The organism is Affinundibacterium macrobrachii (genome assembly GCF_014652415.1).
Lineage (GTDB): Bacteria > Pseudomonadota > Gammaproteobacteria > Burkholderiales > Burkholderiaceae_D > Undibacterium > Undibacterium macrobrachii.
This window is the reverse complement of sequence record NZ_BMYT01000001.1, coordinates 1,075,004-1,100,067: the sequence shown is the minus strand read 5'-3', so window position 1 is coordinate 1,100,067 and position 25,064 is coordinate 1,075,004. Positions and strand designations below refer to the sequence as shown.

30 protein-coding genes are annotated in these 25,064 nt (G+C 44.2%); 11 read left to right on the top strand and 19 right to left on the bottom strand.

Translation table 11 applies throughout. The features are described 5' to 3' along the window. Positions 1–12: 12 nt before the first annotated feature. Positions 13–207 (bottom strand): hypothetical protein, encoded by a 195-nt coding sequence (locus tag IE103_RS18325; RefSeq protein ID WP_229827125.1) that lies wholly within the window; start codon positions 205–207, stop codon positions 13–15. Positions 208–685: 478 nt separating this feature from the next. Here IE103_RS18325 and rpsP point away from each other — a divergent pair, with 478 nt between their 5' ends. The 6 genes from rpsP (at position 686) to IE103_RS04910 (ending at position 4,695) form a co-directional block, all read left to right on the top strand. Further along, entirely contained in the window at positions 686–937 is a 252-nt protein-coding gene (rpsP, locus tag IE103_RS04935; RefSeq protein WP_189344838.1) for a 30S ribosomal protein S16, read from the top strand. Continuing rightward, on the top strand, positions 938–1,537 hold the full coding sequence (gene rimM / locus IE103_RS04930) for a ribosome maturation factor RimM (protein WP_229827077.1): 600 nt from the start codon (positions 938–940) through the stop codon (positions 1,535–1,537). 49 nt (positions 1,538–1,586) lie between these two features. Beyond that, a complete protein-coding gene (gene trmD / locus IE103_RS04925; RefSeq protein ID WP_189344837.1) occupies positions 1,587–2,342 on the top strand; it encodes a tRNA (guanosine(37)-N1)-methyltransferase TrmD in 756 nt (251 codons plus the stop codon). A 162-nt stretch (positions 2,343–2,504) separates the two neighbouring features. Continuing rightward, the gene (gene rplS / locus IE103_RS04920) at positions 2,505–2,879 is read left to right on the top strand and encodes a 50S ribosomal protein L19 (RefSeq protein ID WP_189344836.1); all 375 of its coding nucleotides are present in this window, start codon (positions 2,505–2,507) and stop codon (positions 2,877–2,879) included. Between the two features lie 91 nt (positions 2,880–2,970). Beyond that, entirely contained in the window at positions 2,971–3,651 is a 681-nt protein-coding gene (locus IE103_RS04915; protein WP_189345117.1) for a CoA pyrophosphatase, read from the top strand. A 90-nt stretch (positions 3,652–3,741) separates the two neighbouring features. Further along, complete coding sequence (locus IE103_RS04910; protein ID WP_189344835.1) at positions 3,742–4,695, top strand: CobD/CbiB family protein; 954 nt, start codon at positions 3,742–3,744, stop codon at positions 4,693–4,695. A gap of 172 nt (positions 4,696–4,867) precedes the next feature. On the opposite strand, the gene IE103_RS04905 is transcribed toward IE103_RS04910, so the two are convergent. The 3 genes from IE103_RS04905 to gloB all read right to left on the bottom strand — a co-directional run bounded on the left by IE103_RS04905 (position 4,868) and on the right by gloB (position 7,572). Further along, entirely contained in the window at positions 4,868–5,443 is a 576-nt protein-coding gene (locus tag IE103_RS04905; RefSeq protein ID WP_189344834.1) for an elongation factor P, read from the bottom strand. A 124-nt stretch (positions 5,444–5,567) separates the two neighbouring features. Next, entirely contained in the window at positions 5,568–6,722 is a 1,155-nt protein-coding gene (gene earP, locus IE103_RS04900) for an elongation factor P maturation arginine rhamnosyltransferase EarP (RefSeq protein ID WP_189344833.1), read from the bottom strand. 49 nt (positions 6,723–6,771) lie between these two features. Continuing rightward, a complete protein-coding gene (gloB, locus tag IE103_RS04895; RefSeq protein ID WP_189344832.1) occupies positions 6,772–7,572 on the bottom strand; it encodes a hydroxyacylglutathione hydrolase in 801 nt (266 codons plus the stop codon). A gap of 33 nt (positions 7,573–7,605) precedes the next feature. Between gloB and IE103_RS04890 the strand changes: the two genes are divergently transcribed. Then, positions 7,606–8,382 (top strand): class I SAM-dependent methyltransferase, encoded by a 777-nt coding sequence (locus tag IE103_RS04890; protein ID WP_229827076.1) that lies wholly within the window; start codon positions 7,606–7,608, stop codon positions 8,380–8,382. Further along, positions 8,375–8,809: a ribonuclease HI gene (gene rnhA, locus IE103_RS04885; RefSeq protein WP_189344831.1), complete on the top strand. Its 435-nt coding sequence runs from the start codon at positions 8,375–8,377 to the stop codon at positions 8,807–8,809. The genes IE103_RS04890 and rnhA overlap by 8 nt, the downstream gene beginning before the upstream one ends. Before the next feature lie 47 nt (positions 8,810–8,856). Here rnhA and IE103_RS04880 read toward each other — a convergent pair whose 3' ends face one another. From IE103_RS04880 to IE103_RS04870, 3 genes are read right to left on the bottom strand one after another with little or no spacing between them, the layout of a single operon-like run. Next, complete coding sequence (locus IE103_RS04880) at positions 8,857–9,756, bottom strand: pirin family protein (protein WP_229827075.1); 900 nt, start codon at positions 9,754–9,756, stop codon at positions 8,857–8,859. Next, a complete protein-coding gene (locus tag IE103_RS04875) occupies positions 9,756–10,160 on the bottom strand; it encodes an OsmC family protein (protein ID WP_189344830.1) in 405 nt (134 codons plus the stop codon). Before IE103_RS04875 ends, IE103_RS04880 begins: the two co-directional genes overlap by 1 nt. A 54-nt stretch (positions 10,161–10,214) precedes the next feature. Beyond that, entirely contained in the window at positions 10,215–11,135 is a 921-nt protein-coding gene (locus tag IE103_RS04870; RefSeq protein ID WP_189344829.1) for a DMT family transporter, read from the bottom strand. Positions 11,136–11,506: 371 nt separating this feature from the next. Here IE103_RS04870 and IE103_RS04865 point away from each other — a divergent pair, with 371 nt between their 5' ends. Further along, on the top strand, positions 11,507–11,962 hold the full coding sequence (locus IE103_RS04865; RefSeq protein ID WP_189344828.1) for a hypothetical protein: 456 nt from the start codon (positions 11,507–11,509) through the stop codon (positions 11,960–11,962). Positions 11,963–12,273: 311 nt separating this feature from the next. After that, a complete protein-coding gene (ilvD, locus tag IE103_RS04860) occupies positions 12,274–14,157 on the top strand; it encodes a dihydroxy-acid dehydratase (protein ID WP_189344827.1) in 1,884 nt (627 codons plus the stop codon). Between the two features lie 72 nt (positions 14,158–14,229). Here the strand turns inward: ilvD and IE103_RS04855 are convergent, their stop codons facing one another. Together IE103_RS04855 and IE103_RS04850 are read right to left on the bottom strand one after the other, a co-directional pair. Beyond that, positions 14,230–15,177, bottom strand: coding sequence for a hypothetical protein (locus tag IE103_RS04855; RefSeq protein ID WP_189344826.1), 948 nt, complete (start codon positions 15,175–15,177; stop codon positions 14,230–14,232). Between the two features lies 1 nt (position 15,178). Continuing rightward, on the bottom strand, positions 15,179–15,514 hold the full coding sequence (locus tag IE103_RS04850; protein WP_189344825.1) for a PadR family transcriptional regulator: 336 nt from the start codon (positions 15,512–15,514) through the stop codon (positions 15,179–15,181). Between the two features lie 398 nt (positions 15,515–15,912). On the opposite strand from IE103_RS04850, the gene ribA reads away from it, so the two are divergent. After that, complete coding sequence (gene ribA, locus IE103_RS04845; RefSeq protein ID WP_229827074.1) at positions 15,913–16,545, top strand: GTP cyclohydrolase II; 633 nt, start codon at positions 15,913–15,915, stop codon at positions 16,543–16,545. A 113-nt stretch (positions 16,546–16,658) separates the two neighbouring features. Here ribA and IE103_RS04840 read toward each other — a convergent pair whose 3' ends face one another. The 10 genes from IE103_RS04840 to IE103_RS04795 form a co-directional block, all read right to left on the bottom strand. After that, on the bottom strand, positions 16,659–17,477 hold the full coding sequence (locus IE103_RS04840; protein WP_189344824.1) for a DUF2726 domain-containing protein: 819 nt from the start codon (positions 17,475–17,477) through the stop codon (positions 16,659–16,661). A gap of 220 nt (positions 17,478–17,697) precedes the next feature. Further along, positions 17,698–18,207: a DUF1993 domain-containing protein gene (locus tag IE103_RS04835; protein ID WP_189344823.1), complete on the bottom strand. Its 510-nt coding sequence runs from the start codon at positions 18,205–18,207 to the stop codon at positions 17,698–17,700. A 262-nt stretch (positions 18,208–18,469) separates the two neighbouring features. Further along, complete coding sequence (locus tag IE103_RS04830; RefSeq protein ID WP_189344822.1) at positions 18,470–19,216, bottom strand: peptidylprolyl isomerase; 747 nt, start codon at positions 19,214–19,216, stop codon at positions 18,470–18,472. A 170-nt stretch (positions 19,217–19,386) separates the two neighbouring features. After that, a complete protein-coding gene (locus IE103_RS04825; RefSeq protein ID WP_189344821.1) occupies positions 19,387–20,202 on the bottom strand; it encodes a ParB N-terminal domain-containing protein in 816 nt (271 codons plus the stop codon). Between the two features lie 79 nt (positions 20,203–20,281). After that, positions 20,282–21,013, bottom strand: a complete 732-nt coding sequence (locus IE103_RS04820; protein ID WP_189344820.1) for a LytR/AlgR family response regulator transcription factor — start codon at positions 21,011–21,013, stop codon at positions 20,282–20,284. Between the two features lie 40 nt (positions 21,014–21,053). Continuing rightward, positions 21,054–22,109: a sensor histidine kinase gene (locus IE103_RS04815; RefSeq protein ID WP_189344819.1), complete on the bottom strand. Its 1,056-nt coding sequence runs from the start codon at positions 22,107–22,109 to the stop codon at positions 21,054–21,056. 228 nt (positions 22,110–22,337) lie between these two features. After that, the gene (locus IE103_RS04810) at positions 22,338–23,045 is read right to left on the bottom strand and encodes a LiaI-LiaF-like domain-containing protein (protein ID WP_189344818.1); all 708 of its coding nucleotides are present in this window, start codon (positions 23,043–23,045) and stop codon (positions 22,338–22,340) included. A gap of 62 nt (positions 23,046–23,107) precedes the next feature. Beyond that, positions 23,108–23,464 (bottom strand): LiaI-LiaF-like domain-containing protein, encoded by a 357-nt coding sequence (locus IE103_RS04805; RefSeq protein WP_189344817.1) that lies wholly within the window; start codon positions 23,462–23,464, stop codon positions 23,108–23,110. Positions 23,465–23,672: 208 nt separating this feature from the next. Next, entirely contained in the window at positions 23,673–24,296 is a 624-nt protein-coding gene (locus IE103_RS04800; RefSeq protein ID WP_189344816.1) for an alpha-ketoglutarate-dependent dioxygenase AlkB family protein, read from the bottom strand. A 3-nt stretch (positions 24,297–24,299) separates the two neighbouring features. Next, positions 24,300–25,034 carry a flagellar brake protein gene (locus IE103_RS04795; protein ID WP_189344815.1) on the bottom strand — a complete coding sequence of 245 codons (735 nt, stop codon included), beginning with the start codon at positions 25,032–25,034 and terminating at the stop codon, positions 24,300–24,302. Positions 25,035–25,064 lie beyond the last annotated feature (30 nt).

Below are 25,064 nucleotides of genomic sequence, written 5' to 3'. Positions count from 1 at the left end.
GATTGTTAGCTGTTAGCCGTAAGCGCCACCTGTATAAAGTAGATCAAATCCACGTGCCATTACAAACAGCAAGGAAATCGCACCGAGGCCTACGCTAAATACAAGCAGAATCGCTAAAGGCCATGAGGAAGCGCTTTGTCTTCCTGAGTGCGGGTTGAACTGCGCATCCCAATGTTCATCCGATTTTAATCCAAGTACTAAGCACATTAGGATGCTGATTAAGAACGATAGCATCCATGGTCCGAAAGTGATAAAAAAGTTCAAATTGAAATAGAGTTTTGAAATCAAAAAAGAAATTGGCAAGCTCATGAAATGCAGCCATGCAAAATTGTCGCGTTTTCCATATAGGTAAAAGCGATGCGCTCCCAAACTGCCAAAGAGGAGGCAAATCAACACAGTAAGGGTTTTGTTTTTGTGTTTGCTGATTGTCATAGTGGAATTTTTAATGCTTTTGAGTAAATAGCCATTTTATCGGATTTGTTGTTTTTGATCTGCATTCATGATGAATCGAGGCGAATTCATTCGGCGTAGTAAATTTCTTTGGAATAGCGTAGAAAGCGAAGGCAAAAATCAGGTAAAATGTTGGGTTTTATGAAGCCACGATTCAATAGTTCTTGCAGAGATACTGCTTTGCAGGCTATAATTTGCGGCTTTTTCCGTCCTTTGACAATTTTTTGGAAATATTATGGTCGTTATTCGTTTAGCTCGTGGTGGTGCAAAAAAGCGCCCTTTCTACAATATCGTTGCAGCTGATTCACGTAATCGTCGTGATGGTCGTTTCATCGAGCGTATTGGTTTCTACAACCCAGTAGCAACTGGCAATGCAGAAGAAGTTCGCATTGCTGCTGATCGTTTGGCTTACTGGCAAGGTGTTGGTGCACAAATGTCCCCAGCTGTTGCACGTTTGGCTGCTCAAGTAGCAAAAAAAGCAGCTTAATTGTCTGCAGTAATTGAAGTAAGACAGGCAGTGCAAGTATCTGCAAATCAATCTGCTCCTGATGATCTGGTCATTGTTGGCTATGTCTCAGGGGCATTTGGTCTTCAAGGGTGGGTGAAAATTCGTCCTTACTCGACGACTGCAGATGCTTTGTTAGATGCGCCGTCGTTCTGGTTAGAATATAGCGCGCAAACTGCTGGTGCCTCAAGCTTAAGTGAATATAAACGCTTAAGCTCGAAAGTGCATGGCGAAGATGTCGTGGCAAGATTGGACGAAGTTCCAGATCGGACTGCTGCGGAAGCTTTGAAAGGATGTGTCGTCAAAGTGTCGCGCGAAGCTTTTCCTGCTTTAGAGCAGGACGAGTTTTATTGGGTTGATTTGATTGGCTTGTCTGTTCAGAATTTACAAGGTGAGGACCTTGGTGTTGTCCGAGCTATGATGGACAACGGTGCTCAATCAATTTTACGCGTCGCTGGCAGTGATGTACCCGAAGCGGAATTGATGAAGCATGAACGTTTAATTCCTTTCGTGGATCACTTCATTAAAGAGGTTGATCGCGAAGAGAAGAAGATCGTCGTTGACTGGGGCATCGATTATTAAAGCAAAATTTGTTGGAATCGATCGATGTTCGTCTATTGGAGCGTGATGAATGCAATTTGATGTCATTACGCTCTTTCCAGAAATGTTTGCTGCGATTACGCAATCTGGTATAACGCGTCGAGCATTTGAGCAAGATAAATGTGCATTGCAGTTTTGGAATCCACGCGATTTCACAACAGACAGACATAGAACCGTTGATGATAGGCCGTATGGTGGTGGTCCTGGCATGGTGATGATGGCCAAGCCTTTGCAGATGGCGCTGCATGCCGCGAAAACAAGGCAGCAAAATCTAGGTCTGACAAAGCCCAAAGTTCTTTATTTGTCACCACAAGGTAAACCTATCAATCACGCACGCGTGATGGAGTGGGCGGCACAAGATGGTTTGGTTTTGTTGTGTGGTCGTTATGAGGCGGTTGATCAACGATTGTTAGATCGTGAAGTCGACGAAGAAATTAGCTTAGGTGACTTTGTTTTGTCTGGTGGTGAGTTGCCCGCAATGGCATTAATGGATGCGGTAATTCGTCAATTGCCAGGTGTATTGCATGATGAAGCGTCGGCAGTTGAAGATAGTTTTGTGAATGGCTTATTGGATTGCCCGCATTACACAAGGCCAGAAGTGTTTGAAGAGCAAAGCGTGCCAACTGTCTTGTTAGGTGGTAATCACGCAGAGATCGCAAAATGGCGACGTCAGCAATCTTTATTGGTGAGCTGGCAAAAGCGCCCAGAATTAATCGAGCAAGCGCGCAAGGCGGGTTTGCTTAGTAAAGCGGATGAGCAATTTTTAAAATCGCTCAAACCGATGTAAGAAATTCGCGACTTTATGTGCGAGTCAAGCATGCAAAATGAGTGCATGTGTTTAGCGTGAGCTGAAGCAGTCATCAGTTCACATGTTTAATCCCATCCTCTACTGAGCAAAATAGCGTAAGCGAATATAGGCGTCAGCAAGATGGTAATTGGAGTGAAAAAAATGGATTTGATCCAAACATTAGAGCAAGAAGAAATTGCTCGCTTAGGTAAAAACATCCCTGAATTTGCACCTGGCGATACAGTGGTTGTTAACGTTAACGTTGTTGAAGGCACACGTAAGCGTGCTCAGGCGTACGAAGGCGTTGTTATCGCTCGTCGTAACCGTGGTTTGAATTCGAACTTCATCGTTCGTAAAATCTCTTCTGGTGAAGGTGTTGAGCGTACATTCCAATTGTACTCACCATTGATCGCTTCTATCGAAGTGAAACGCCGTGGTGACGTACGTCGCGCTAAGTTGTACTACTTGCGTGACCGTTCTGGTAAATCTGCTCGTATTAAAGAGAAATTGCCAAATCGTAAAGCAGCAGCTGTGTAATCTACACAATGTTTGTTTTGTGATTCTAGAAAGAGGGGTGCCGATGGCATCCCTTTTTTGTTTGTAAACTTTTTTCATGATCGCGGTAATGATGGCGATACTCAACTTTGATCCTCAATCTTTAGCGATTCATTCCTACGCAGATGAGACGGCACTTCCAAGCAGTAAAATGACTTTGGAATTTTTACGTCAACGTTTTCAGTTGGAGCTTTCTTGGTCGCCTGAAAATACAGGTGAATCAAGCTTGTATCGAGGAATGGATTTCAAGCCCGCATCTGTGTTGTTGCCATTGCTTGTACGTGAACAAGGTTTGCAAGTGTTATTGACGCAAAGAGCGGCACATCTACATCATCATGGAGGGCAGATCAGTTTTCCGGGTGGGCGAGTAGATGCAAGCGACACTTCCGTTGAGCATACTGCCTTGCGCGAGGCGCAAGAAGAGGTGGGATTGATGGAGTCTCAGATTGAAGTGTTAGGGCGCTTGCCAGAATACCTTACTGGCACAGGATTTTTGGTTGCCCCGGTGGTTGCATTGGTGCATCCGCCTTATGAGTTTCGTTCTGATCCATTTGAAGTTGCTTCTATTTTTGAGGTGCCTTTGAGTTTCTTAATGAACCCTCAACATCACCAACGTCGTCAATTTGATTTTCCGGATGGCCGAGGTCTGCGTAGTTTCTATGCGATCCCATATCAAGAATATTTTATCTGGGGAGCAACCGCTGGCATGCTGCGTAACTTATTTCATTTTTTACGTGCAGATCTACCTGATTGAGTAGGTGATCTACTTCATAAACGGGTCAAATCAGTTTACACTGGAGACCTTTTCTAAGTCATCCCTTAAAGGGAAGTTTGCAGACTCACTATGACATTTCTCTCCATACTCTTCGCGCTCTTGATTGAGCAACTCAAGCCACTGAGAGTGGATAATCCGGTATATACGCAAGTACAGTTTTTTGCCGCAAAGGTCGAAGCATGGTGTAACGCAGGCAAAGCTCATCATGGAAGAACTGGCTGGTTTATTGTGGTTGGCGCACTCACAATTCCAACGGCTTTGGTTTATTGGTTGTGTCTTCACTTAAATCCATTTGCTGCCTTTATTTGGAATGTTCTTATCGTCTACCTTACTTTAGGGTTTCGTCGTTACAGCCATTACTTTACTTCGATACAAGTTGCGTTGAATGCTGGCGATGACGATGCTGCGCGTAAATATTTGTCCGATTGGATAAATAAGGATTGTTCATCGATGAGTGCATCTGATGTGGCGCGCGGTGCGGTTGAGCGTTCTTTGATTGCTTCGCATCGAAATGTATTTGGTGTATTTTTTTGGTTTTTGATGCCGGTTGGACCTGCTTGTGCGGTGATGTATCGAATGTCAGAATTTTTGTCGAGAGAGTGGTGTGAACCTGAACATATGCAAAATGAGGAGTTTGGTCAGTTTGCGAAAAAAGTGTTCTATTGGATTGATTGGGTGCCGGCCAGATTGACTGCGGTTGCTTTTGCTGTAGTTGGGAATTTTGAGGATGCGATTTATTCATGGCGTAATTATGCGAGCCGTTGGAGTGATGAACTGCTTGGGATTATTCTGTCGGCGGGTGGCGGTGCAATTGGTGTCCGTTTGGGTGAGCCAGAAACCAAGGCTTTGGTGGTGTTGAACGCAGACGCTAGTGCGGTTGACGTTGATAGTTTGGAGTTGGAAAGTCAGCCGGGCATGGAAGCAAATCCACGCTCACTGCAAAGTGCGGTAGGCTTGGTTTGGCGAGCACTTTTATTGTGGATGTTATTGTTGCTGCTGCTATCTTTTGCTGTTTGGTTGTAGTGACTGCTTTAAGTAAAAATAGAAGCCCGCCTTTAATTGGCGGGTTTTTTATTGTGCGATTTTAAGTCGTCCTGTGTCTGTAGAGTGCAGAGCAAAATAATAATGCGGAATTAAGACGTAAAAAAACGCTGTTCAATTGAACAGCGTTTTTTTGTGAATCTATAACACGAACTTAATTACGTACTACGCGCTTGTATTCGTTTGTGCGAGTATCGATTTCGATAATGTCGTCTTGGCTAACGAATAATGGTACTTGTACGATATGGCAATGTGCTTCAATCGCATTTTCGATTTTCGCTTCTTTCAATACGTTACCGGAAGTGTTGCCTTTTACAGCTGGTTCAGAGTAGATGACTTGACGAGCGATCGTTGTTGGCAATTCTACAGAAATCGCTTTGCCATCATAGAAAACCGCTTCGCATTCCATGCCGTCTTTGAGGTAATGCAATGCATCGCCCAAGTTTTCTTCTTCGATCTCATATTGATTGTATTCAGCATCCATGAATACGAACAATGGATCTGCGAAGTAAGAATAAGTTACTGGTTTTTTGTCGAGAACAACAACATCAAACTTGTCATCGCCACGGAATACATTTTCCAATGGGCTGTTAGTCAACAAGTTTTTCATTTTCCACTTGTAAGTGAAGCCAGTACGGCTAGAGCCGTTAACGTCGGAACGCAATACGATCATTGGTTTGCTGTCGACCATAATGATATTGCCAACGCGAATTTCTTTTGCAGGTTTCATAGTAATTTATGTAAAAAGTAGGTTGCTTAAAAATCATCTGTTGCCTACTGGAATATTGAAAATATTGCCCTGCAAGCTCAGCTTAGATTGAATCGGAAAATACATTAAAAATTAACCGCGTATTTTAACCTATTTTTTTGTCCAATTCCTGTTTTGCTTTGATGAAGCTCAATAAATTTGAGCTCATATCGCCTAGATTTCGCATCTGCTGCTGCCAATCAAGGCTTAGCTGTTGGATGCTGTTGAGATCTGCTCTAAAGTTTGACCACAGTTCAGGCCAGTTTTGTGCTTGAGAAACGCCATTCCAAGCGAGTGAGAAAAGTTTGCTTGCTTGGCTTTCTGCATCATGTACATTTAAAAATGCTTTTAGTTTTTTGTGATGTAGATTTTCATCCTGCGGATAAATATGCCAGATAAAGGTCTTGCCTGCCCATTGCGCTCGAACAAATGAGTCCTCACCTCGAACGAAATTGAGATCACAGCTCCACAATAATTTGTCGTACTCGGCTTGTGGCATAAAGGGAATGATATGCAGAGACAAATTCCCTTTTTGATACTTTGATCCTGACAGCGGTTCACATTGCAAGAAGCCAGCAATCGTTTCTTGCGCTACCCCCGTAGGAATGAAGCAGCTAATCTTTTCGTTTGAATGCTCCCATGTTTTCAGTAAATCCATTAAGGGCGCGTGCGGATAGCAGAACATGGAAATTTTGAAGGCGTGTATTTCGTCGTCACCAAGTCCTAAATTGTGCAGAAACGCGTTTTTTTCTTGTCTTGCTAAGTTGAACTGTTGTACTTGTTCAAGTAAATCTTTTTCCAGTATGAGTCCGCCAGTTTTTTTATTAAAACCTGGGAAGAAAAAATATTTCGTCAATGGATATTGCGGATGCGAAGAAGGTAAGGTGTGACAACCCTCAACCCAATCTTCTGCAGTCAAGCCTTCTAAGTTAATCCAAATTGGTTGGGGCTGACATTTCGCCATGGTAGCTATGTACTTGGGCGGAATATCGCAACCAAAAAACTCAATCACGATATCAGCGATGTCGGCGACTTCAAATTGCTGATCTTGTCGCTGCCAATGTTGTATCTGAATATGTTGTACGGTTTGCTGCTCGCTTTCTATACAAACTTCGGGGCAGATTTTTTTGAAGCTTGGTAGATCATCTACCCAAAGTGTTACCTTAATCGCGTGCTCATTGCAGAGCTGGCGTGCGAGCCGCCAGCATATGCCGATGTCGCCAAAGTTATCAACGACTTTACAAAAAAGTGCCAGATTCATGGGTTCAGATTGTGTATGCAAGTTCGACGATTGAAGAGATGCGTCTTACTTAACGATAAATATTTTTCCACTCGCGTAGCGCAGCAAAACATGCAACTTCATCTTGCGTATCGGTGATTTTGCCATTTGTTTTAAGTGTGTCTATTACCGCGGAAATTCTGCTTCTCAGAAATGGATTTGTACGTTTTTCCAGCCCGATATTGCTTGGAACCGTAGGCACGCCAGTGTTGCGTTTCTCTTGTTCTTCCACCATACGTTGTTGTAGATCTTGATTATTTGGCTCAACAGTAAGTGCAAACTTCAGATTGGAGAGGGTGTATTCGTGCGCGCAGTAAACCGCAGTGGCATCTGGCAAACGTGCAAGTGTATCGAGCGAATCCAGCATTTGAGCTGGCGTTCCTTCAAATAATCTACCGCAACCACCAGCGAACAAAGTATCGCCGCAAAATAGACTCTGTAGTTGCGCGGAATAATAAGCGATGTGTCCAAATGTATGTCCTGGAACAGCGATCACTTTTAAACGTAAGTTAAGCGCATCAATATGAATTTCATCATTGTCATCAAGCGGAATTGTTACCGCATCAATTCCATCATGCGCAGGGCCGTAAACAGGAATTTGAAACTGTTCTACTAACTGATTTACGCCACCGATATGATCCGCGTGGTGATGTGTTAGTAAAATGGCTCGCAATTGCAATTGGTGTTTTTCTAGCGCAGCAAGAATAGGTGTCGCATCGCCTGGATCGACGACAATTGCCTCGCGCTGATTATGAATTAGCCACAGATAATTGTCGTCAAAAGCGGGTACAGTCAATATACTAAGCGCTTGGTCATCTATCTGATTATTCATATTCGGATTTTCCTGATTTTTTAAGTGAGTGAAGTGAACGTATCCAATTCTACGCAGTCCGCCATTATAGACTTAGGTGATTGGTTGATGCAGCCAGCCGGTGATTATATCTGCGCGTGGGAGCAAGCCCAGTTTGATCTATTAACTGCGGATATCTTTGGATTCCATGCATTGCAAATTGGTTTGCCGCAATTGCCAGCGTTGGCAGCTAGTCGTATGCCACATCAATGGCAAACTGCTAGTTCATTTCCCAACCAAAACACTAAGGCGCGTCAAGCAGTGGTCTTGGTTCACGATTTTGCAGAACTACCATTTGATTCTCAAAGTATCGACTTGATTGTCTTGCCGCATGTGCTGGAATTCGCCAAAGAACCGCACCAAATTTTACGCGAGGTGGATAGAATTCTCATACCCGAAGGACGCGTGATTATTACAGGAATGAATCGTGTTAGTTTGTGGGGCGGGCGACAATTCTTTGGGCGCTTGATCAAACGACATTTTTTACCTGAAGCGGGTGAGTTTATTAGCCCGCATCGTCTGCGAGATTGGCTCAAGTTGTTGAGCATGGAAGTAGGTCAAACCCGCTTTGGCTGCTATGCACTTCCAGTGAATAATGAACAATGGTTGCAAAACTCAGGGATGATGGAAAGTTTAGGTCAACGTTGGTGGCCAAGATTAGGTGCGGTTTATATGATTGAGGCGGTTAAACGTGTACGAGGTATGCATTTAGTCGGCCCAGCATTAAAACAAAAACGTGTGCGGCAAACTAGTGCGGTGCCAGTCGCAAATAAAATAAAAGAACATGGATAAAATTAAGATTTATACAGATGGTGCTTGCAAAGGTAATCCGGGTGTAGGTGGTTGGGGAGCGATTCTTATTGCTGGAACTCGCGAAAAAGAATTGTTCGGTGGTGAGCGTGAAACCACCAATAATCGTATGGAATTAATGGCGGTGATTCAGGCCTTACAGGCATTAAAGCGACCATGCGAGATTGCCTTGTATACGGATAGTCAATATGTCTTAAAAGGTATTACCGAATGGATCGACGGCTGGAAAGCGAAAGGGTGGAAAACTGCCGCAAAAGCACCAGTAAAAAACGTCGATCTCTGGCAGCAGTTAGACCAAGCACGCCAAGTCCATAAAATTGAATGGATATGGGTGCGTGGTCACACAGGTGATGCGGGAAATGAGCGTGCTGATCAGTTAGCGAATATGGGTGTGGATTCTGTGCTGTAATTCAGAAGTTCGCCTCGCATCGGCAGCGCTTATTTGTAATCACTGATTTACTTAGAGAGGCGTTTTGGTAAAGGAATCCTTTCAGTCTCGCCCGGTACTTGTCCCATCCCTAGTGCACTATCGCCGGCTTCCCAGGCTATTGCTGCGTTATCGATGTCTTCTTTTTTACTCGCGACAAAATTCCACCACATAAATCGGTGCCCGAGTGCTTTTCCACCGATGATGACGAAGCGGGCTGGATGTGCACCTGTGGTGATTGTTTGTTCTTGATCCAACACCAGCATCGTGTGCATTTCTAATGCGTTGCCTGCAACACTGATTTGATTTTCTATGAGGTAGATCGCCTGCTCATCCGCTAGCATGGGAAGTTGCCATTGGCTGTTTGCTGGTAATTGAATATCAAGATAGAGCGTGGGTGACAAAGTTTGTACTGGCGAGCTGAGACCAAATGCACTGCCGACTAATACGCGTATGGTTGCCTCATGATTGTGGACAATTGGTATCGCTGTAGCTGGTGTATGACTAAATGAGGCAGAAGTTTTTTCTTGATCTTCGGGGATCGCTAACCATAGTTGTAGACCATGATTGGTGTAGGTATCATTTTTTTGTTCTTCTGGCTTGCGCTCTGAGTGTACGATGCCTTTACCTGCAATCATAAAGTTAATCGCACCCGGTTCTATTCTTTGCGTATAGCCCAGATTATCTCGGTGCATGATCACCCCCTCGAACAAATAGGTGAGTGTGGCGAGTCCGATATGCGGATGCGGGCGCACATCATGATTGTCGTTTGGCGTGATTGTGACAGGCCCAAAATGATCAAAGAAAATAAATGGTCCGACTGCTTGTCTTGTCGCACTTGGTAATAAGCGACGCACTACAAAGCCGCCACCTAAATCTTTGTTATGTGATCGAAGCAGTTTGTTGGCTTCCATTTTGTTGGTATCCATTATGCACGCTCCACTTTCGTCGTGATTTCAGTGGTCACACTCGCCATTAGTTTGTGTACCGGGCATTTTTCAGCAACCGCACTAATTTGTGCGAATTCTTCGTCGCTAAATTCACCTTGCACCAACAAAGTCGCCGCTAGTTTATAAATACCTTGTCGTTCTTGTGAGTCATCACGTTCGATGCGAGTGTCTATGTGCGTGATATTGATATTTTTCTTTTTTGCGTACCACATTAAGGTTAGTGCTTTGCAAGAGGCTAGCGCCGCATCATATAAATCATGCGGACTCGGGCCGAGATCTTCACCACCTTCGACAACTGCGATGTCGGTCGTCAATGTATGGGTTTTGATGTGTACTTCTTGCGCAAGTTTAGCGTTTGCTTTGGAATTGAGTTGAATGGACATAAAGCTTCTTTCTAGAGGGATGTGGACTAATACAAGCTAGTTGTATTGGCGTTTCTATTGTAGCGAGCTTTTATTTTGTTGGCGTGACGAGATTAAGATGCCAGCAACGATAAAGCCAAATGCTACTAAGTGATACCAATGTGGTAACTCGCCCAAAATCACAGACGACAATAACGCAGTAAATAAGGGCGTTAAATTGACGAAGAAACTAGCCACATTGGGCCCCGCACGTTGCACACCCGCGTCCCAACAACGAAACGCGATGATGGCGGGGCCTATTGCGACGAAGCAAATTGCAGCGATTAAATTCCAGCTCCAGTTAATGTGATAATCAATCCAAGCCAACTCAGCTCCGGTAAATAAAGCAGACCAAACTAGACCGTAGCTAATTTGTGCCAATAAAAAATGTGCCCAATGCTGGCGTAGTTCGACGTGCTGCGACTTATCGTTTAAAAGCCAGCTATAAAAAGACCAAGCGATAGTCGCTGTGATCATGAATATGTCACCGGGTACTAATTGAAGCGCTAACAATTGTTGCAGGCTTCCTCGACAGAGCACGAGCAGCACACCGAGAATGGAAAGTAAAGCGCCTAGAATTTGTTGTCGATTGATCGTGGCGCCAAAAAATAGCGTGCCAACTAGCAGCATCCATATTGGCATTCCAGAGGCCACTAAGGTGACATTGATCGGTGTCGAACTTTGTAATGCCAGATATTGCAAGGCGTTGTAGAGACCGATGCCTAACAAGCCGAGCGCTAAATAAAACTTCGCATTGCGCCAAAGCCCACTACCAGATTTGAAAATACTAAAGGCAAATGGAAGCAAAATAAAAAATGCGAGTAGCCATCGTAAGAAATTTAGTGTAATCGGGGGAATTGCTTGGTAGATAAGTTTGCCAACGATGGCGTTTCCTGCCCAGAGCATAGGCGGAATACTGAGTAATGCGATGGTACTCAAGTTCAAGTTTTTGCGCATATTTCTGTGCTTCTCTATTGATCCGGTTTCATCAAGTTGATTTGTTGAGCTGCCCATTATGAGACTAAAAAGTAGAGAGGGGCGGCAAAGCTTCCTTTTTGAATGTCAAAAAACCATTGAAACCTTATTGAATCAAATAGAAGGCTTTCAAAAACTCTGTAAATTTGTTGCCTATCGGAACGAAATCAATGGACAATTGTCAAAATTTGTTAAATTCAGTGGTCGTCGATTGATATCCATATCGAGTTACTTGCGTGGAATGTCGGTGCGTTTGTGATTGCTTTCGTCAGTCTGCAATATCGCTGTCGAACTGAATTGACATCAGCTAAATGCTTCTCACATAAAGAAATAGTTTAAGAAAGTCCTTGATCATGCATCAAAAAATTCATGGCGAATGGCAAATCTCCTTGGTCAAGGACGTACTCGTTACAACGATGGCGGGTGTTTTTAATGAGCCAGGAACCCGTGCTTATTTTAAAGAGGCGATAGCAACAGCGGTGATCGACAAGCCATGGGCTGCACTCAGTAACTCTGAAAATTGGGATATGTCTTGTGCTGCATGCTTGGAGATATTTGCGGAGATGCGGCGCTACGCATTTGATCATCAGTGCCAATGTTTAGCAGTCATCATTCCGAGTTTTTTACGCAAAACGATACACCGACGTCAAACCGGAAATTTCTCAGAAGACCAAGTTGCTTACTTCGACAATCTTGAGGATGCAACAGCTTGGTTGCGTCTAAAGGGATTTGATTTTTTCCCTGAAGATTTCCCTCATTACGATTTTATTCAACGTACCCGTGCCTATTTAGGGTTTGAAGAAGAATAATTTCGACCTCATACACGTTATCAATTCTGTGTGATGCTGTTCTGCATGAATCTACTAAGCCGCTTGTTTACCCAGTACTAATTCGTGTGCCTCTCATTTTTTGCATGCCTTGGCGTTGTGGTGCTAATTGGCGCTATATTTTCTCGTTTCTATTAATATAAAATTCGACTGAATTTGAATATTTTAAAATATTTGACATATTAAAAGGGCTAAGGCACTCTTGATAAAAGATCGTCATATCAGCGCTCAAGATAAGGCTGAGATGCACTTGCTCTATTGATTTTTCTTATTTGAAGATAGAAGGAAATACTATGCCAGCATACCGCTCCAGAACTACCACCCATGGTCGCAACATGGCAGGCGCTCGCGCTCTATGGCGTGCGACGGGGATGAAAGATGGGGATTTTGAGAAACCGATTATTGCGGTAGTTAATTCCTTCACGCAGTTTGTGCCTGGTCATGTGCATTTGAAAGATCTAGGGCAAATGGTTGCACGCGAAATTGAAGCCGCAGGTGGCGTTGCAAAAGAATTTAATACGATTGCCGTCGATGATGGTATTGCGATGGGGCATGGTGGCATGTTGTATTCATTACCGTCGCGTGAATTGATTGCCGATTCAGTGGAATACATGGTGAATGCGCATTGTGCCGATGCGATGGTGTGTATTTCGAATTGCGACAAAATCACGCCGGGTATGTTGATGGCGGCCATGCGTTTGAATATTCCTGTGGTGTTTGTCTCCGGTGGTCCGATGGAAGCGGGTAAAGTTTTGGAGACCTTGCATCCTAAACAGACAGGTCAAATTGGCGAGCAAAAGATTATGAAAATCGATTTGGTCGATGCCATGATTAAGGCCGGTGATAGCAAAGTCAGCGATGAAGAAATTGGTCGCATCGAACGTTCAGCTTGCCCCACTTGCGGTTCTTGCTCGGGGATGTTTACTGCAAATTCGATGAACTGTTTGATGGAAGCATTGGGTTTAGCTTTACCGGGTAATGGCACCATTTTGGCAACGCATGCGGATCGGAAAGATTTATTTTTACGTGCTGGCCGCTTGATTGTCGAGTTGGCCAAGCGTCATTATGAACAGGATGATTATTCCATCTTGCCGCGTTCAATTGCAAACAAAGCGACTTTTGAAAACGCGATGGCGCTCGATGTGTCGATGGGTGGCTCGACCAATACGGTTCTGCATTTACTCGCGGCGGCAAATGAGGCTGGCGTTGATTTTAAAATGGCGGATATTGATCGCATCTCACGTAAGGTTCCATGCCTGTGCAAAGTCGCGCCAATGACCGATAAATACCATATCGAAGATGTGCATCGTGCTGGCGGTATTATCGCTATTTTGGGCGAATTGGCTCGTGCGAATTTGTTTGATACGACACGCCCAACGATTCATGCATCGACCTTTGCGGAAGCAATCGCACACAATGATATTGCGGTTAGCGAAGACGCAGCGGTTAAAAAACTATTTATGGCAGCACCTGGTGGCGTACCTACTCAAACTGCTTTCTCGCAAGACAAACGCTTTGATAGTTTGGATACGGATCGTGAAAATGGCTGTATTCGTGATTATGCACATGCCTATTCAAAAGATGGCGGTCTTGCCGTTTTGTACGGTAACTTGGCAGAAAAAGGTTGTATCGTGAAGACCGCAGGTGTGGATGAAAGTATTTTGACTTTCAGCGGTAAGGCGCGTGTGTTTGAAAGCCAAGATGATGCGGTCGCAGCGATTTTGGGTGATACCGTGCATGAAGGTGATGTGGTGATCATTCGCTACGAAGGTCCAAAAGGTGGCCCTGGTATGCAAGAGATGTTGTACCCAACTTCGTATATTAAATCCAAAGGTTTAGGCAAAGCTTGTGCCTTGTTCACCGATGGTCGATTCTCTGGTGGTTCATCTGGCTTGGTGATTGGTCATGCCTCGCCAGAAGCAGCCGAAGGTGGTGCGATTGGTTTGGTGGAAGAGGGCGATCAAATTCTCATCGATATTCCGAATCGCAGCATACGTCTGGACGTTAGCGACGAGACTTTAGCCGCACGTCGTGCCGCAATGGACGCCAAAGGTGCTTTAGCATGGCAGCCAGTGAATCGTGATCGTTATGTTTCACAGGCTTTGCAAGCGTATGCTGCATTGGCCACTTCGGCTGATCGCGGTGCCGTGCGCGATATTACGCAATTACGCCGTTAAACAATAGCGCACGGATTCATTTTTTCGAACAAAACACTCCTTCTCGCGCATCAATGAGAAGGAGTGTTTGAACTAAGCTTGCAAACCTTGGCTTGGACTAGGTTTTACTTGTCGTAAAAATTGCACAAGGATCGTCAATAAGGAAAACGCCACGATCACGCCCATGAAAAACTTTGCGGTTGAATCACTGGCTGGGGACATCATGATGGCACCATCGACTATAGCCCAAGTCATTACCGCACAAGTGAGTAGACTCAAACCAGTTTCAATACGTCGTAGTGTATTCGTCCAGTGACCCTGAATGATGACGGCGAAGAAAAAGGGAATGTTCAACAATACAAGAGTAAATAAATACGGCGCTTGTCGCTGTAAAAACGTATCGGTATAAGTTAATGCTGTGTATGCAGCGGGTGCTGCTTTGCCGCTCCAGACAACATCTAAAATCCAAGTAGGATTGATGAGTAAATAAATACCGCACAACATGGCAATTAATCCCAAAGCCATTGCGGCACGACCGCCAGTTATTTGATCGGGTGCGCGTGGTTTCCATTTAGATTGAGTTGGACGTCGTTGGTGCGCCCACGACGCCATGCCAAAGCTAACGACTAAAACTCCTGGCCACCAAAATGAGGGAATGACGGTTTTTCCCCACCATGAACTGAGTGCACGAATAAAGTCTGTGCTTGAGTTGATAGGTTGACTGAAGTTCGCAATCAAGCCTAATCCCCAGATGAGGAGCAAGCCGATGATGCTTAAGCGTAAAAACTTGCTCCCATCTGACGGATCGATGATGGTCACTACTGGCTGATAGCGTGCTGCGACTTCATTGGGATGCCCAAATCCTTGTAAAAATTCAATCACGATCTCAGCATCAAGTGGACGCTCCATTTCTTCCGCTTTGGCTTGACATTCCTCTAGCAACAAAGCGCGCAGTTCAAACGCCACGTCGTTACGCTGCTTGCGTGGTAATTGCAATTCGACCTCATTGACATACGATGTAATGACATCATTGGTATTCATTTTAGTCCTCCTGTAATAGCCGTCCCATGACTTCGTTCATGCTTTGCCATGACTCCGTCAGTTGCTTCAATAACTTCTTACCATCTGCATTAAGTGAGTAATAGCGCCGTGGTGGCCCATCTTCAATTTTCCACTCACTTTGTAGTAAGCCCTGTGTTTCTAATCTGCGCAGCAGAGGATACAAAGTGCCTTCCTCAATTGCCATGCCTTGTTCGGACAAGGCTTGACGCAGTTCATACCCGTAGCGCGGTTTGCGCAATTGCGAGAGCGTGGCAAGCACCACCACACCGCGTCGCAGTTCGAGTTCTAATTTTCCGAAATTATCTGTAGTAGCCATGTGGCGCACTGTACTGTGTGTTGCACAGTAAGTCAATCGGTTTTTAAGAAAGTGTGTTTTTCTTGTATTTTTGTGAAGTCCGCCCATAAATATGTAATGGGCGGTTTTGCTTGATCTTGCACGGTCTAGCGCCTGCGTAACTTGACTTGATGATAAATCAAGAGATCTATTGATCATTTACACATTGGTATAGTCGGTTGTTGTCGGAAAATGTCAGCAAATTAGTGAGCCAGCTCAAAGCTTAAATTGGTTCAGCAGCGACTCAGATACGGCGACTCGTTTATACTCTTACTTTTTTATGCCTTGTAAATATCATGTCAGCATAGCTAGGCGACAGGAATATAAGGCTTGCAAGATTGTGGTCTCTGCACATGGCAGAGATGGACCGAGAGAACACTATGTTAAGTAAAGAATTGCCTGAGAATTTGCAAGAACAGGCATTAGAGTATGTTGATTCGTGCGCATTGCCGACCACTTGGGCGAATTTCACGATGCACGCGTTTAGAGAGCCAACAACAGGCAAAGAGCACATTGCCTTGACCTTAGGTGATGTCGCCAATGGTGAACCTGTTTTAGCGCGTATACATTCCGAGTGTTTAACTGGTGATGCCTTGTTTAGCAAGCGTTGTGATTGCGGCCCACAGTTGGAGCTGGCGATGCAAAAAATCGCGGCTGAAGGCCGTGGCGCGATTTTATACTTACGTCAAGAAGGTCGCGGTATTGGATTATTGGCGAAAGTCCAAGCGTATCATCTACAAGACCAAGGCGCCGATACAGTTGAAGCGAACCAGAAGCTAGGCTTTGCCGCAGATTTACGTAATTATTCTTTATGTGATCCAATGCTGAAGCATTTGGGTATTTCTAGCGTGAAATTGATGACAAACAATCCGCGTAAAATTTCGGCGCTAGAAGGCTTGCAAGTGAAAGTACAAGAGCAAGTGCCTTTGATTGTTCCGCGAAATCCCTATAACGAACGTTACCTCGACACCAAAGCGACCAAGCTTGGTCACATGCTTATTCCTGAGTTATAAGAAGCGAGCGTGGTAGCACTTAACTCTGATTAAGTTGCCTCTGTTGCTGCGTTTTTTGATGGCGCTCGTGATTGGTTCGGCGCATGATCAAGGCAACATGAAGACATTCGAAACTAGCGGTGTAAAAACGTTGGATCCCAGACAGGATCAGGTGTTTTTGGAATGACATAGCGCGCATTTTCACTTTGAATCGCAATCACCTCGTTGGCAACATGCTTGGGAAGTCCGCGTCGTTTGATGGGACGGTTTTGAATGAACAAAGACTCTAAGTAATTTTTTAAATAACCGGGGTCACCTGCAAATAGGCAGATTTTTTGCCAGATATGCGGGTATTCATTTTTAATAAAGCTGTCTGGTGTAATTCGATTAATCGCAGCTAACGAGAGCGCATTGGGATTCCCGTGTTCAATATACGTAAATGCCTTGCTTTGGAGTTTTGCAGGGTCTTTCAAATCTTCATCTAAAAATAATTTTCCGATTGTCTGCATACTCGTTTCAAGTTTTGGTGCTTCTAGATTTGAGTAGGGGGCTAAGGTTCGTAGAATTTGTTCCGCGGTAGGTAAAGCTGCACGACTCCAGCGTATGCATTTAATTCCCGCGCTTTTGAGTAATTTTCTAGTTGGATATTCTTCTTCTACATCCTCTACTGGATCGCGTTCAAGTTCCACCACGCACAGTAGCTCCAATGCTTGATTAAAGATACCAAAATCAAGATGCCGCTCTTGCAGTTTTTGGCGCATTAGCTGGCGTTTTTTCTCGTTGCTGACATGGGCATCCAAAATCGACGCGAGTTGTACATGCGGGAAAATGAGGCAGTTAGGTAAAGCTTTTTGTATGCGTTTGAAGAAAATTTCTTCGTCTGCGTCAAAGAATTTGCGTGCCTCGCATTGCGGGAGCGCTTTTGAATCTTTATCGAGAAAATGAGAAAACATCGTTTCACCTAATTTGTTGATAAAAATTAACTTGGTATACGACACACTTATCACATATGAAAATATACTTTCAATATGAGATAAAGCAAGCTAATGTCTGACAAAATAAGGTGAATGGTCGCGAATTTCTGATAAGCGGCAGCGATTATTTCGATTTATATCGATTTGTTTCGATTGAGCCGCTCAATTTTAAGCGGCTCTATTGCCTGAAGAAAACTTCTTAGTAAGTGCCCATGTAATCGCGCTTACCTAATTCAATGCCGTGGTGGCGCAAAATGGCGTAAGTGGTGGTGACATGGAAGAAAAATTGCGGCAAACCATACGAAAGTAAGTAGGCTTCACCTGATAATTTCTTTTCTTTTGGTGTGCCTGGACGCAAGACGATTTCACGTTCTTCTGCTCCTTCAAATTGACTCGGTGTCAGCTCGCGCATGAAATCGATGGTTTTATGCAGACGCGCTTGCAATTCTTCAAAACTATTTTCAGTATCTTGGAAATCCGGCACATCAACGCCAGCCAATCTAGCTGAAATACCTTTTGCAAAATCAGTAGCAATCTGTACCTGACGAATCAAATTAAACATATCCGGTGCGAGACGTGCCTGTAAAAAGACTTGATCTTCGATCTTTTTTTCAGCGGCGTGCGCCTGTGCTTTTTGCAAAATCACTTGCAAGCTGCCAAGCATTTGCTGGAAGACGGGGATAGAAGTTGAATACATCGTGATGCTCATAGTATGCCTTTAAGGTGAAATAGCAGAGGTGAAATAGCAGGTGAATATAAAAAACGCACAAAGCATACAGGAGATGTGCTTTGTGCGTTTTATCTGGTGTTGATTGCGTGCCGAGATCGTGAATTAAAATCGCTAATCAAGATCGTCACTGAAATCAGTGAAATTAGTTGCAAAGTAGGTTTGGAAATACGTTCCCACTTCGACTATGCAAGCGTGCCATCTTTATTCAACTGAACAATCAACGTATATCGCGACGAATTTATTAAGCAAATGCTGGTAACTCGTAGCCTTCAATTGTTGCCTCGCTGACTAATTTGGCGAGGTAAGCGTGCGTTGCTTTACGTCCTTCCATATCCGTCAGGTACGCTTGCAGACGCTCTTTTACTTCGTCAAAACTCACAATGTCGCCACCTTTGCGTTCAGTCACTTGAATGATGTGATAGCCGAATTGGGTCTCAACTAATTCTGGCGTGATATTGCCTGGTTCTGTATTGAAAACCGCTTGTTCAAATTCAGGTACCATTTGACCGCGACCAAATTGGCCCAAAGCACCACCTTCTTTGCCAGATGGGCAAGCAGAGTGTTCTCTTGCCATTGCTGCAAATGCGCTAGGGTTTTTTTGCAAATCAGCCAAAATACCTTCGGCTTTCGCTTTAACTAAGCTGGCAGCGAGGCCATCGCCTGGTGTGAACAAAATGTGACTTGCTGCTGCCATTTCACCTTGTTTGAAGCTTGCGCTATTTTCTTCGTAAAACGTACGGCATGTTGCTTCATCTACTTCGTCGAAGGTGACTTCTTGCTGCAATAAAGTACCGATAATTTCTTCTTCATTGCCTGCGTTGATATCTAATTTTGCCGCTTCAGCGATCATCAAATTGCGTAAGATCAGCTCTTGAATTGCGCTATCGCGTAATTGCTCGCCTTCTGGATGGCCTGCGGAGCGGGCACGGTTCATTTCAGCATTGATCGCTGTTTCGTTAATTTCGGTGCCGTTGACGCGAATAGTCATAATGTTCCTAAATAAAAATGTAAATAAATGCTTAGCTTGATTGCAGCAATGGAATCAAAACCAAAGCGAAAGTAAATGTTAAAGACTGAGGCTAATTGTGGGCAAAACAGGCATTTTCAAGCCTGTTTTCTGTGATTTTATCGATATTTTGAGCGTTTGCGCTGGAATTCTTAGGTGGAATGCGTTTGTGCCGCGGCTAATTTTGCATTGAGTTCAACAATTTGCGCTTTGAGTGCCTGATTTTCTGCGCGCAAGCGTTCTAATTCAGAAATTGGTGCATTTACTGCATGTTCTGCCGATATTTCTGGGTTAGTTGCCTTGGCTGTTTCTGGTTCCGTACTCACTTTGGGCGTTCGCGGTTGCCTTAACTGACGAGCGGCTTGTTGTAACTCTTTTTTGCCTCCAGCAACGGCGGCTACTTGCTGTTCAGATGGCAATGAGGCGATGGTTGCTGCAGTGTTGATTGATACCGTACCAGCACGAACTGCTTCTATCAGTTCTGGTGTCGCTGCTTTACGAATTTTTTCAATTTGCGCGACCGCGGGTTTGCTGAGCCCAGCAACCTTGGCAATTTCTTCTCTTGTTTCAACCGAAACTGGATCCGGTTCTTTAGCTGCTAGTTCTGCTTCTGCGGCTTTTTCTTTACTCGATTTCTCTTTACGGCGCGTGGTAATAATTTCTTTTTTGCGTAATGCTAAAACCCCGCGTTGGAAGCTGGAAACGCTACGACGTGCAAGATGATTATCTATCATCCAAAGCATGACATCTTCGATACTTTGAAAATGGTCATTTTGTTTAGTCTGAAAAGGAATATTGTGCTTTTGACAGATCGCATATCGATTATGTCCGTCGATTAGCGTTTCGCCCCACAGCACCAAAGCGTCACGGCATCCCTCTTTTAGTAGGCTGCGTTCTAAGGCTAAATATTCTTGTGTAGTGAGTGGGTCGATGTAATCACGTAAGGCTTGATTGATGATGATATTCATAATGCTGAATTGGTCACTAGAAACAGTGTATGGGCTGTGCCATGACCAAGTTGTATGGTTTTTTTTAAAGACCAATACTTTACAGCATTCCTTTGATGCGGTCATAACCAGAGCGACTGATAGGTAACACAGCGCCATTATGTAAAACAGCTTGATAGCTATCTTTTGTCGCACGTTCAAGACATTTGAGTGATTGAAGGCGGATGATGGTCGAGCGATGGATGCGCACGAAAAATTCTGGATTGAGTTGTTTCTCTAATTCGGAAAGGCTTTGCGTTTTAAGCAGCGATTTCCCAGCGTAGTGAATTTGTACGTAATCGTCTTGCGCTTCAATATAGTCAATTTGATCCACCGGAATCACAAAGGTTTGCCCACGATCTCTGACGGTCAGACGCTCGGCGATGGCATTGGTTTGTGATACCAATGCCTGCACAGCGGGATTGTTTTGACCTAACAATTTACGTGCCTTCGTCAGCGCTTCGTCAAATCGTTGTTGTGAGTAAGGTTTGAGTAGATAGTCGATTGCATGTTGATCAAATGCCTTGAGTGCATATTGATCATAAGCAGTGGTAAAAATTACCCCGTCTTGGCGTTCGCTTGCGGCTAACACTTCAAAGCCATTCAGCTTGGGCATTTGGATATCTAAAAAAATTAAATCAGGTTGCAGCGTCGTGATCGCATCAACTGCTTCAATTCCATTTTCACATTCACCAATGATCTCGATATCACTGTGGCTGCGCAGATATTCTGTGGTCAGGCGACGAGCGAGTTCTTCGTCGTCGATGATGAGGGCGCGTAATTTGGTGTTCATAAAGTCGTCTTTGTCGGTAAGAAGAAATAGTCGTATTGTTTTATTTTTCTAAAGGGAGGGCAATTTCAATTCTAAAAACTTGATCGATTACTTGCCATTCAACTCGTGCTTTATCAGCGTATAAACTGCGTAGCCGCGCTTGCAAGTTTTTTAGACCCGTGCCTGTACCTTGTGCCTCGGTTGGCTGTGCATCGATGGGATTATCAATCGCTACAAAAAGCCAAGGTGCGCGGACTCTACTGCTGATCGTGATTGTGCCTCCATCAACAAGATCACGAATACCATGTTTGATCGCGTTTTCTAATAAAGGTTGTAACAACATTGGTGGCAGTAAGCATTCGACCGAATCAGGATCAATCTGCATTTGTACTTGCAGTTTTTTACCAAAGCGAATTTTTTCAATCGCGAGAAAGTGATTGCACAGCGCAATTTCGTCTGTCAGTGGAATTTTTTGTTTTTCTGAAAGTGCCAAAGTTTGGCGGAAGAACTGCGCTAGTTCGATCGTCATATTGCGTGCGCCTGCTGGGTCTATTGCCGTTAGTGCACTGATGGAATTAAGACTGTTAAATAAAAAGTGAGGATTGATTTGCGTGCGCAACACTTGAAGTTCCGCATCACGCGCTAAGACTTCAGAAGCTGCTTCACGTCGCTCAGCCTGGCGGATATTTTCAAGTGCAAGTAAGACGTCGTAGACTAATATGGATAATAGGTAGAGTAGGGTGCCACAAATGAATAACAGGCTAGCTAAATGCTGATTAAGTTCGATCCCAGCCCACATTTCGTCAAACTGTAAAGTGACTTTGTTCCAAAAAAAACATAGCACCGCCCAGATCACACCATAAATTAAAGCCGCACCGCCGAACACCCCCGATACGATAAAGAAGTTGCGTTTCTTCATTGGAAGTGCGCGGGCGACATAATAGGCTGATGCTGCGAGACCGCCAAATAGTAAGGTGGTCGGCACCGCAAATAGTAAGGCGTTGGCCCATGCGCTCAGATTCGTTAAAACCAGTAAGGCGGCCAGCAAACAGCCTATCATCAGCCAAATTGCGTAGGTTAATGTGATGTTACGCAGATTAGATAAGATAGGATTCATCGTTAGCTTAACTTCGTGAGTAAGAAATTAGGGTGTAGTCTAAGCGCTATTTTTAGAAAATCTGGAAATGCCTTGTATATAAAATTAGATGCGAATGGATTGGAGTGCTAATCATTGTTGCTAAGCATTAGCTATTTTGATTAGCACTCGTCTATTCGCCTATTCGCGTTCGCATCTGTATGAGCATTGCTGATTGATTTGCGTATGCGATGTCGTATTACACTAGGCTTAATTTTTTATTTCAACGCCACCCATCACTGCGGTGCCAGTGATGATCAAACGTTTGTTTGCATTCATTGATGGAATACTGGAATCATCAATGCCACCTAAAAACGCAAAACCGTTATTGACGACAGTCCAATCACTTGGGATTTTCAGTGTGATACCGCCCCAAAACGCGGTGACATTCAGTACTGCTTCGGTTTGAATAACGGCATTACGCAAATCAAGTTCAGCGCCGCCCATAATTGCAGTCACCGCGCCACCACGAAAATCACTAGAAGCAATATTACCTTGGTGCCCACTCATTACCGCAACGACGTCAAGATGGTTATCACTGGAGTTCGTCGCGTTGTTTTTGAATGCTTCTTCCCCAAATCCTTTGAAAACTTGATTTGCCTTATCTTTAAAGATGATCAAGAGGCCACCAGCAATCATCAATACTGGCCACCAATCACGCATGCGGAAGTTGATAATGCCAATGCGATTGAGTGTGATGATGACGCCTGCGGTGATGAAGCCGCCACCAATAATGTAACCAGAACGCGTATTCGCCTGTGATAGTTTGATGGCACCGATGACAATAAAGACCGCTGGCCAAAATTGGATTAAATCACGTGTGTTAAAGATGTGTAAGTTATCTAGTAGAGCCAGCGCGCCGAACGCGATGATGAATGCACCTAAAACAAGGCGCTGTTGTGGATTGACGTTTTTCATGTTGGTATCCTGTTTTTTTAAATGGCTAATTCGAGTATGAGATGTAAGTTCTTGATGTGTGTTTATGACTTTGGTTTATCCGCAAAATATTTAATGACCATACTCAAGCCAGCGGCGATGATAAATAATGGCCAGCTATTGCTGAAAGTTAATCCGTATAATTTTTGCGTTACTGCGTACAACCAAGCTGCGATACCAATTTGCATCAGGCCATCAAGCACTTCTGAGACACGTTCTGCGCGCACTGCACATATGATTCCAGAGATTGCGATTAATGCTGGCCAGTATTTGAAGTAATCACGTGCATCAATGTAATCTAAGCGGTCAAATAAGAAGAATCCGCCTAGTAAAATCAAAATGATGCCGAAACTGAAGCTGTCTTTGCTTTTGTGCGTTTTGCTGATAGTTTGCTCTGACATGATATTTCCTTTCGATGTTGCAATGATCTTGAATTTGATTGTTTGAACGCGCTCATGTTTGCGCCACATCGATAAGATAAAACAGTGCTTTTGAGAAGTCATGCGGTATTCGGTGAATGACAGCAATCGGTCGGTGAATAACGAAAAAGACGGTGAACAGCAGCTAAATGTATGGTTTGCAGTGGCGAATCGGTGTGTGAGACTGTAATCAGAGTGATTTGGGAATAATCTGCCGAAAAGTTAAGTTGATACGCGCTGCACAGGGATGCTTTTCTTTGGCAATCGCATGTTGCCAATGACTTTGTGTGTTACCCGAAATAATCAACAGACTGCCGTGCGTTAGCGGAATTTTATAGCGTAATTGTTTGTCGAATTTATGTTTCAGTATAAATTCTCGAATCCCACCTAAGCTTAACGAGGCGATCACCGGTTGCCTTCCCAGTTCAGGTTCATCGTCACTATGCCAGCCCATGCTGTCATGTTGGTCGCGGTAATAATTGAGTAACACGCTGTTGAAGCGATAGCCGCTATGCGCTTCAATCGCTTGTTTGATGGTCAGTAGTTCTTGGTTCCAGATGATAGGTGTTAAACGCAAACCAGAGTAGGTATATTCGGCGTTGGCGTCGCCATACCAAGCGCTTAATCGTGGTTGTAGTCGTTGAATCCCAGCGATGGTAATTGCATCTTGACGCCAAGCTATTCCCTGCACGAGTTGATCAAACAATTGATCTGCTGCGATCTGTGTATAGAAGTTAGGGTGGTAATCTAGCTGTGCATCTTTCAGTAAAATTCGCTCACCCGTTTGCGCAACATCGAACAAAGAAGACTGCATAGTTTATTTCTTTCCGAGCAAGCGATGCCGTTCATATTCGATATTGATAATCGTGCGTTGTACCGCAATATCCATCGTTCGCGGCAGATCGACAAAACTAAAACCGATTTGATAGCGAATTCCTTTGTGTTGATCAATCGGTGTAATGTGCCGCACTACTACTGGGCAATGCAGATTCGATTTTGGTGACAATGTGATCCAGACGCGGTGTATGGTATCGCCAACCTTGAATTTGGGTTCACCGTCGATCATTACACCGAAACCACCGACGCTGAGATCATGAATTGGCCAGTTGGCGATTAAATCACCATCAACATCACTCAATTTGGCGCGAAATGGATTGGCAATTGGTAGCTGGTTTCGATAACTCTCTCTGCGTTGCAGGCGAATAATACGACTTGGAATCGGAACCCAAAATGCGTCTTGCTCGCCCCAACTAAAGCGTTGTGGGTTGACGCCAGTAAACTGCACACGTATGCCATCCGGAAACGCCATGAACACACATTGCGGTGCTTTTTCTAATAGCGCATTTGCTTTGGGATCACCACCAAGATCAAACACCAAGCCTTCTGGGCGAGCGGATAGAATTAGACTCAATATAAAATTCTGTCCGCCATTAAAATAAACAGAGACCGATTCACGTCGATGCGCGAGGTCGTTTAAAACACTGAGGATTTCTACTTGTCCAAGTAAAAAATATCGTTCCTCGATTTGTTCATTGCTGAGTGAAACCGCCATGAACTTCCTTTGCTATGTAATTCGATTGCC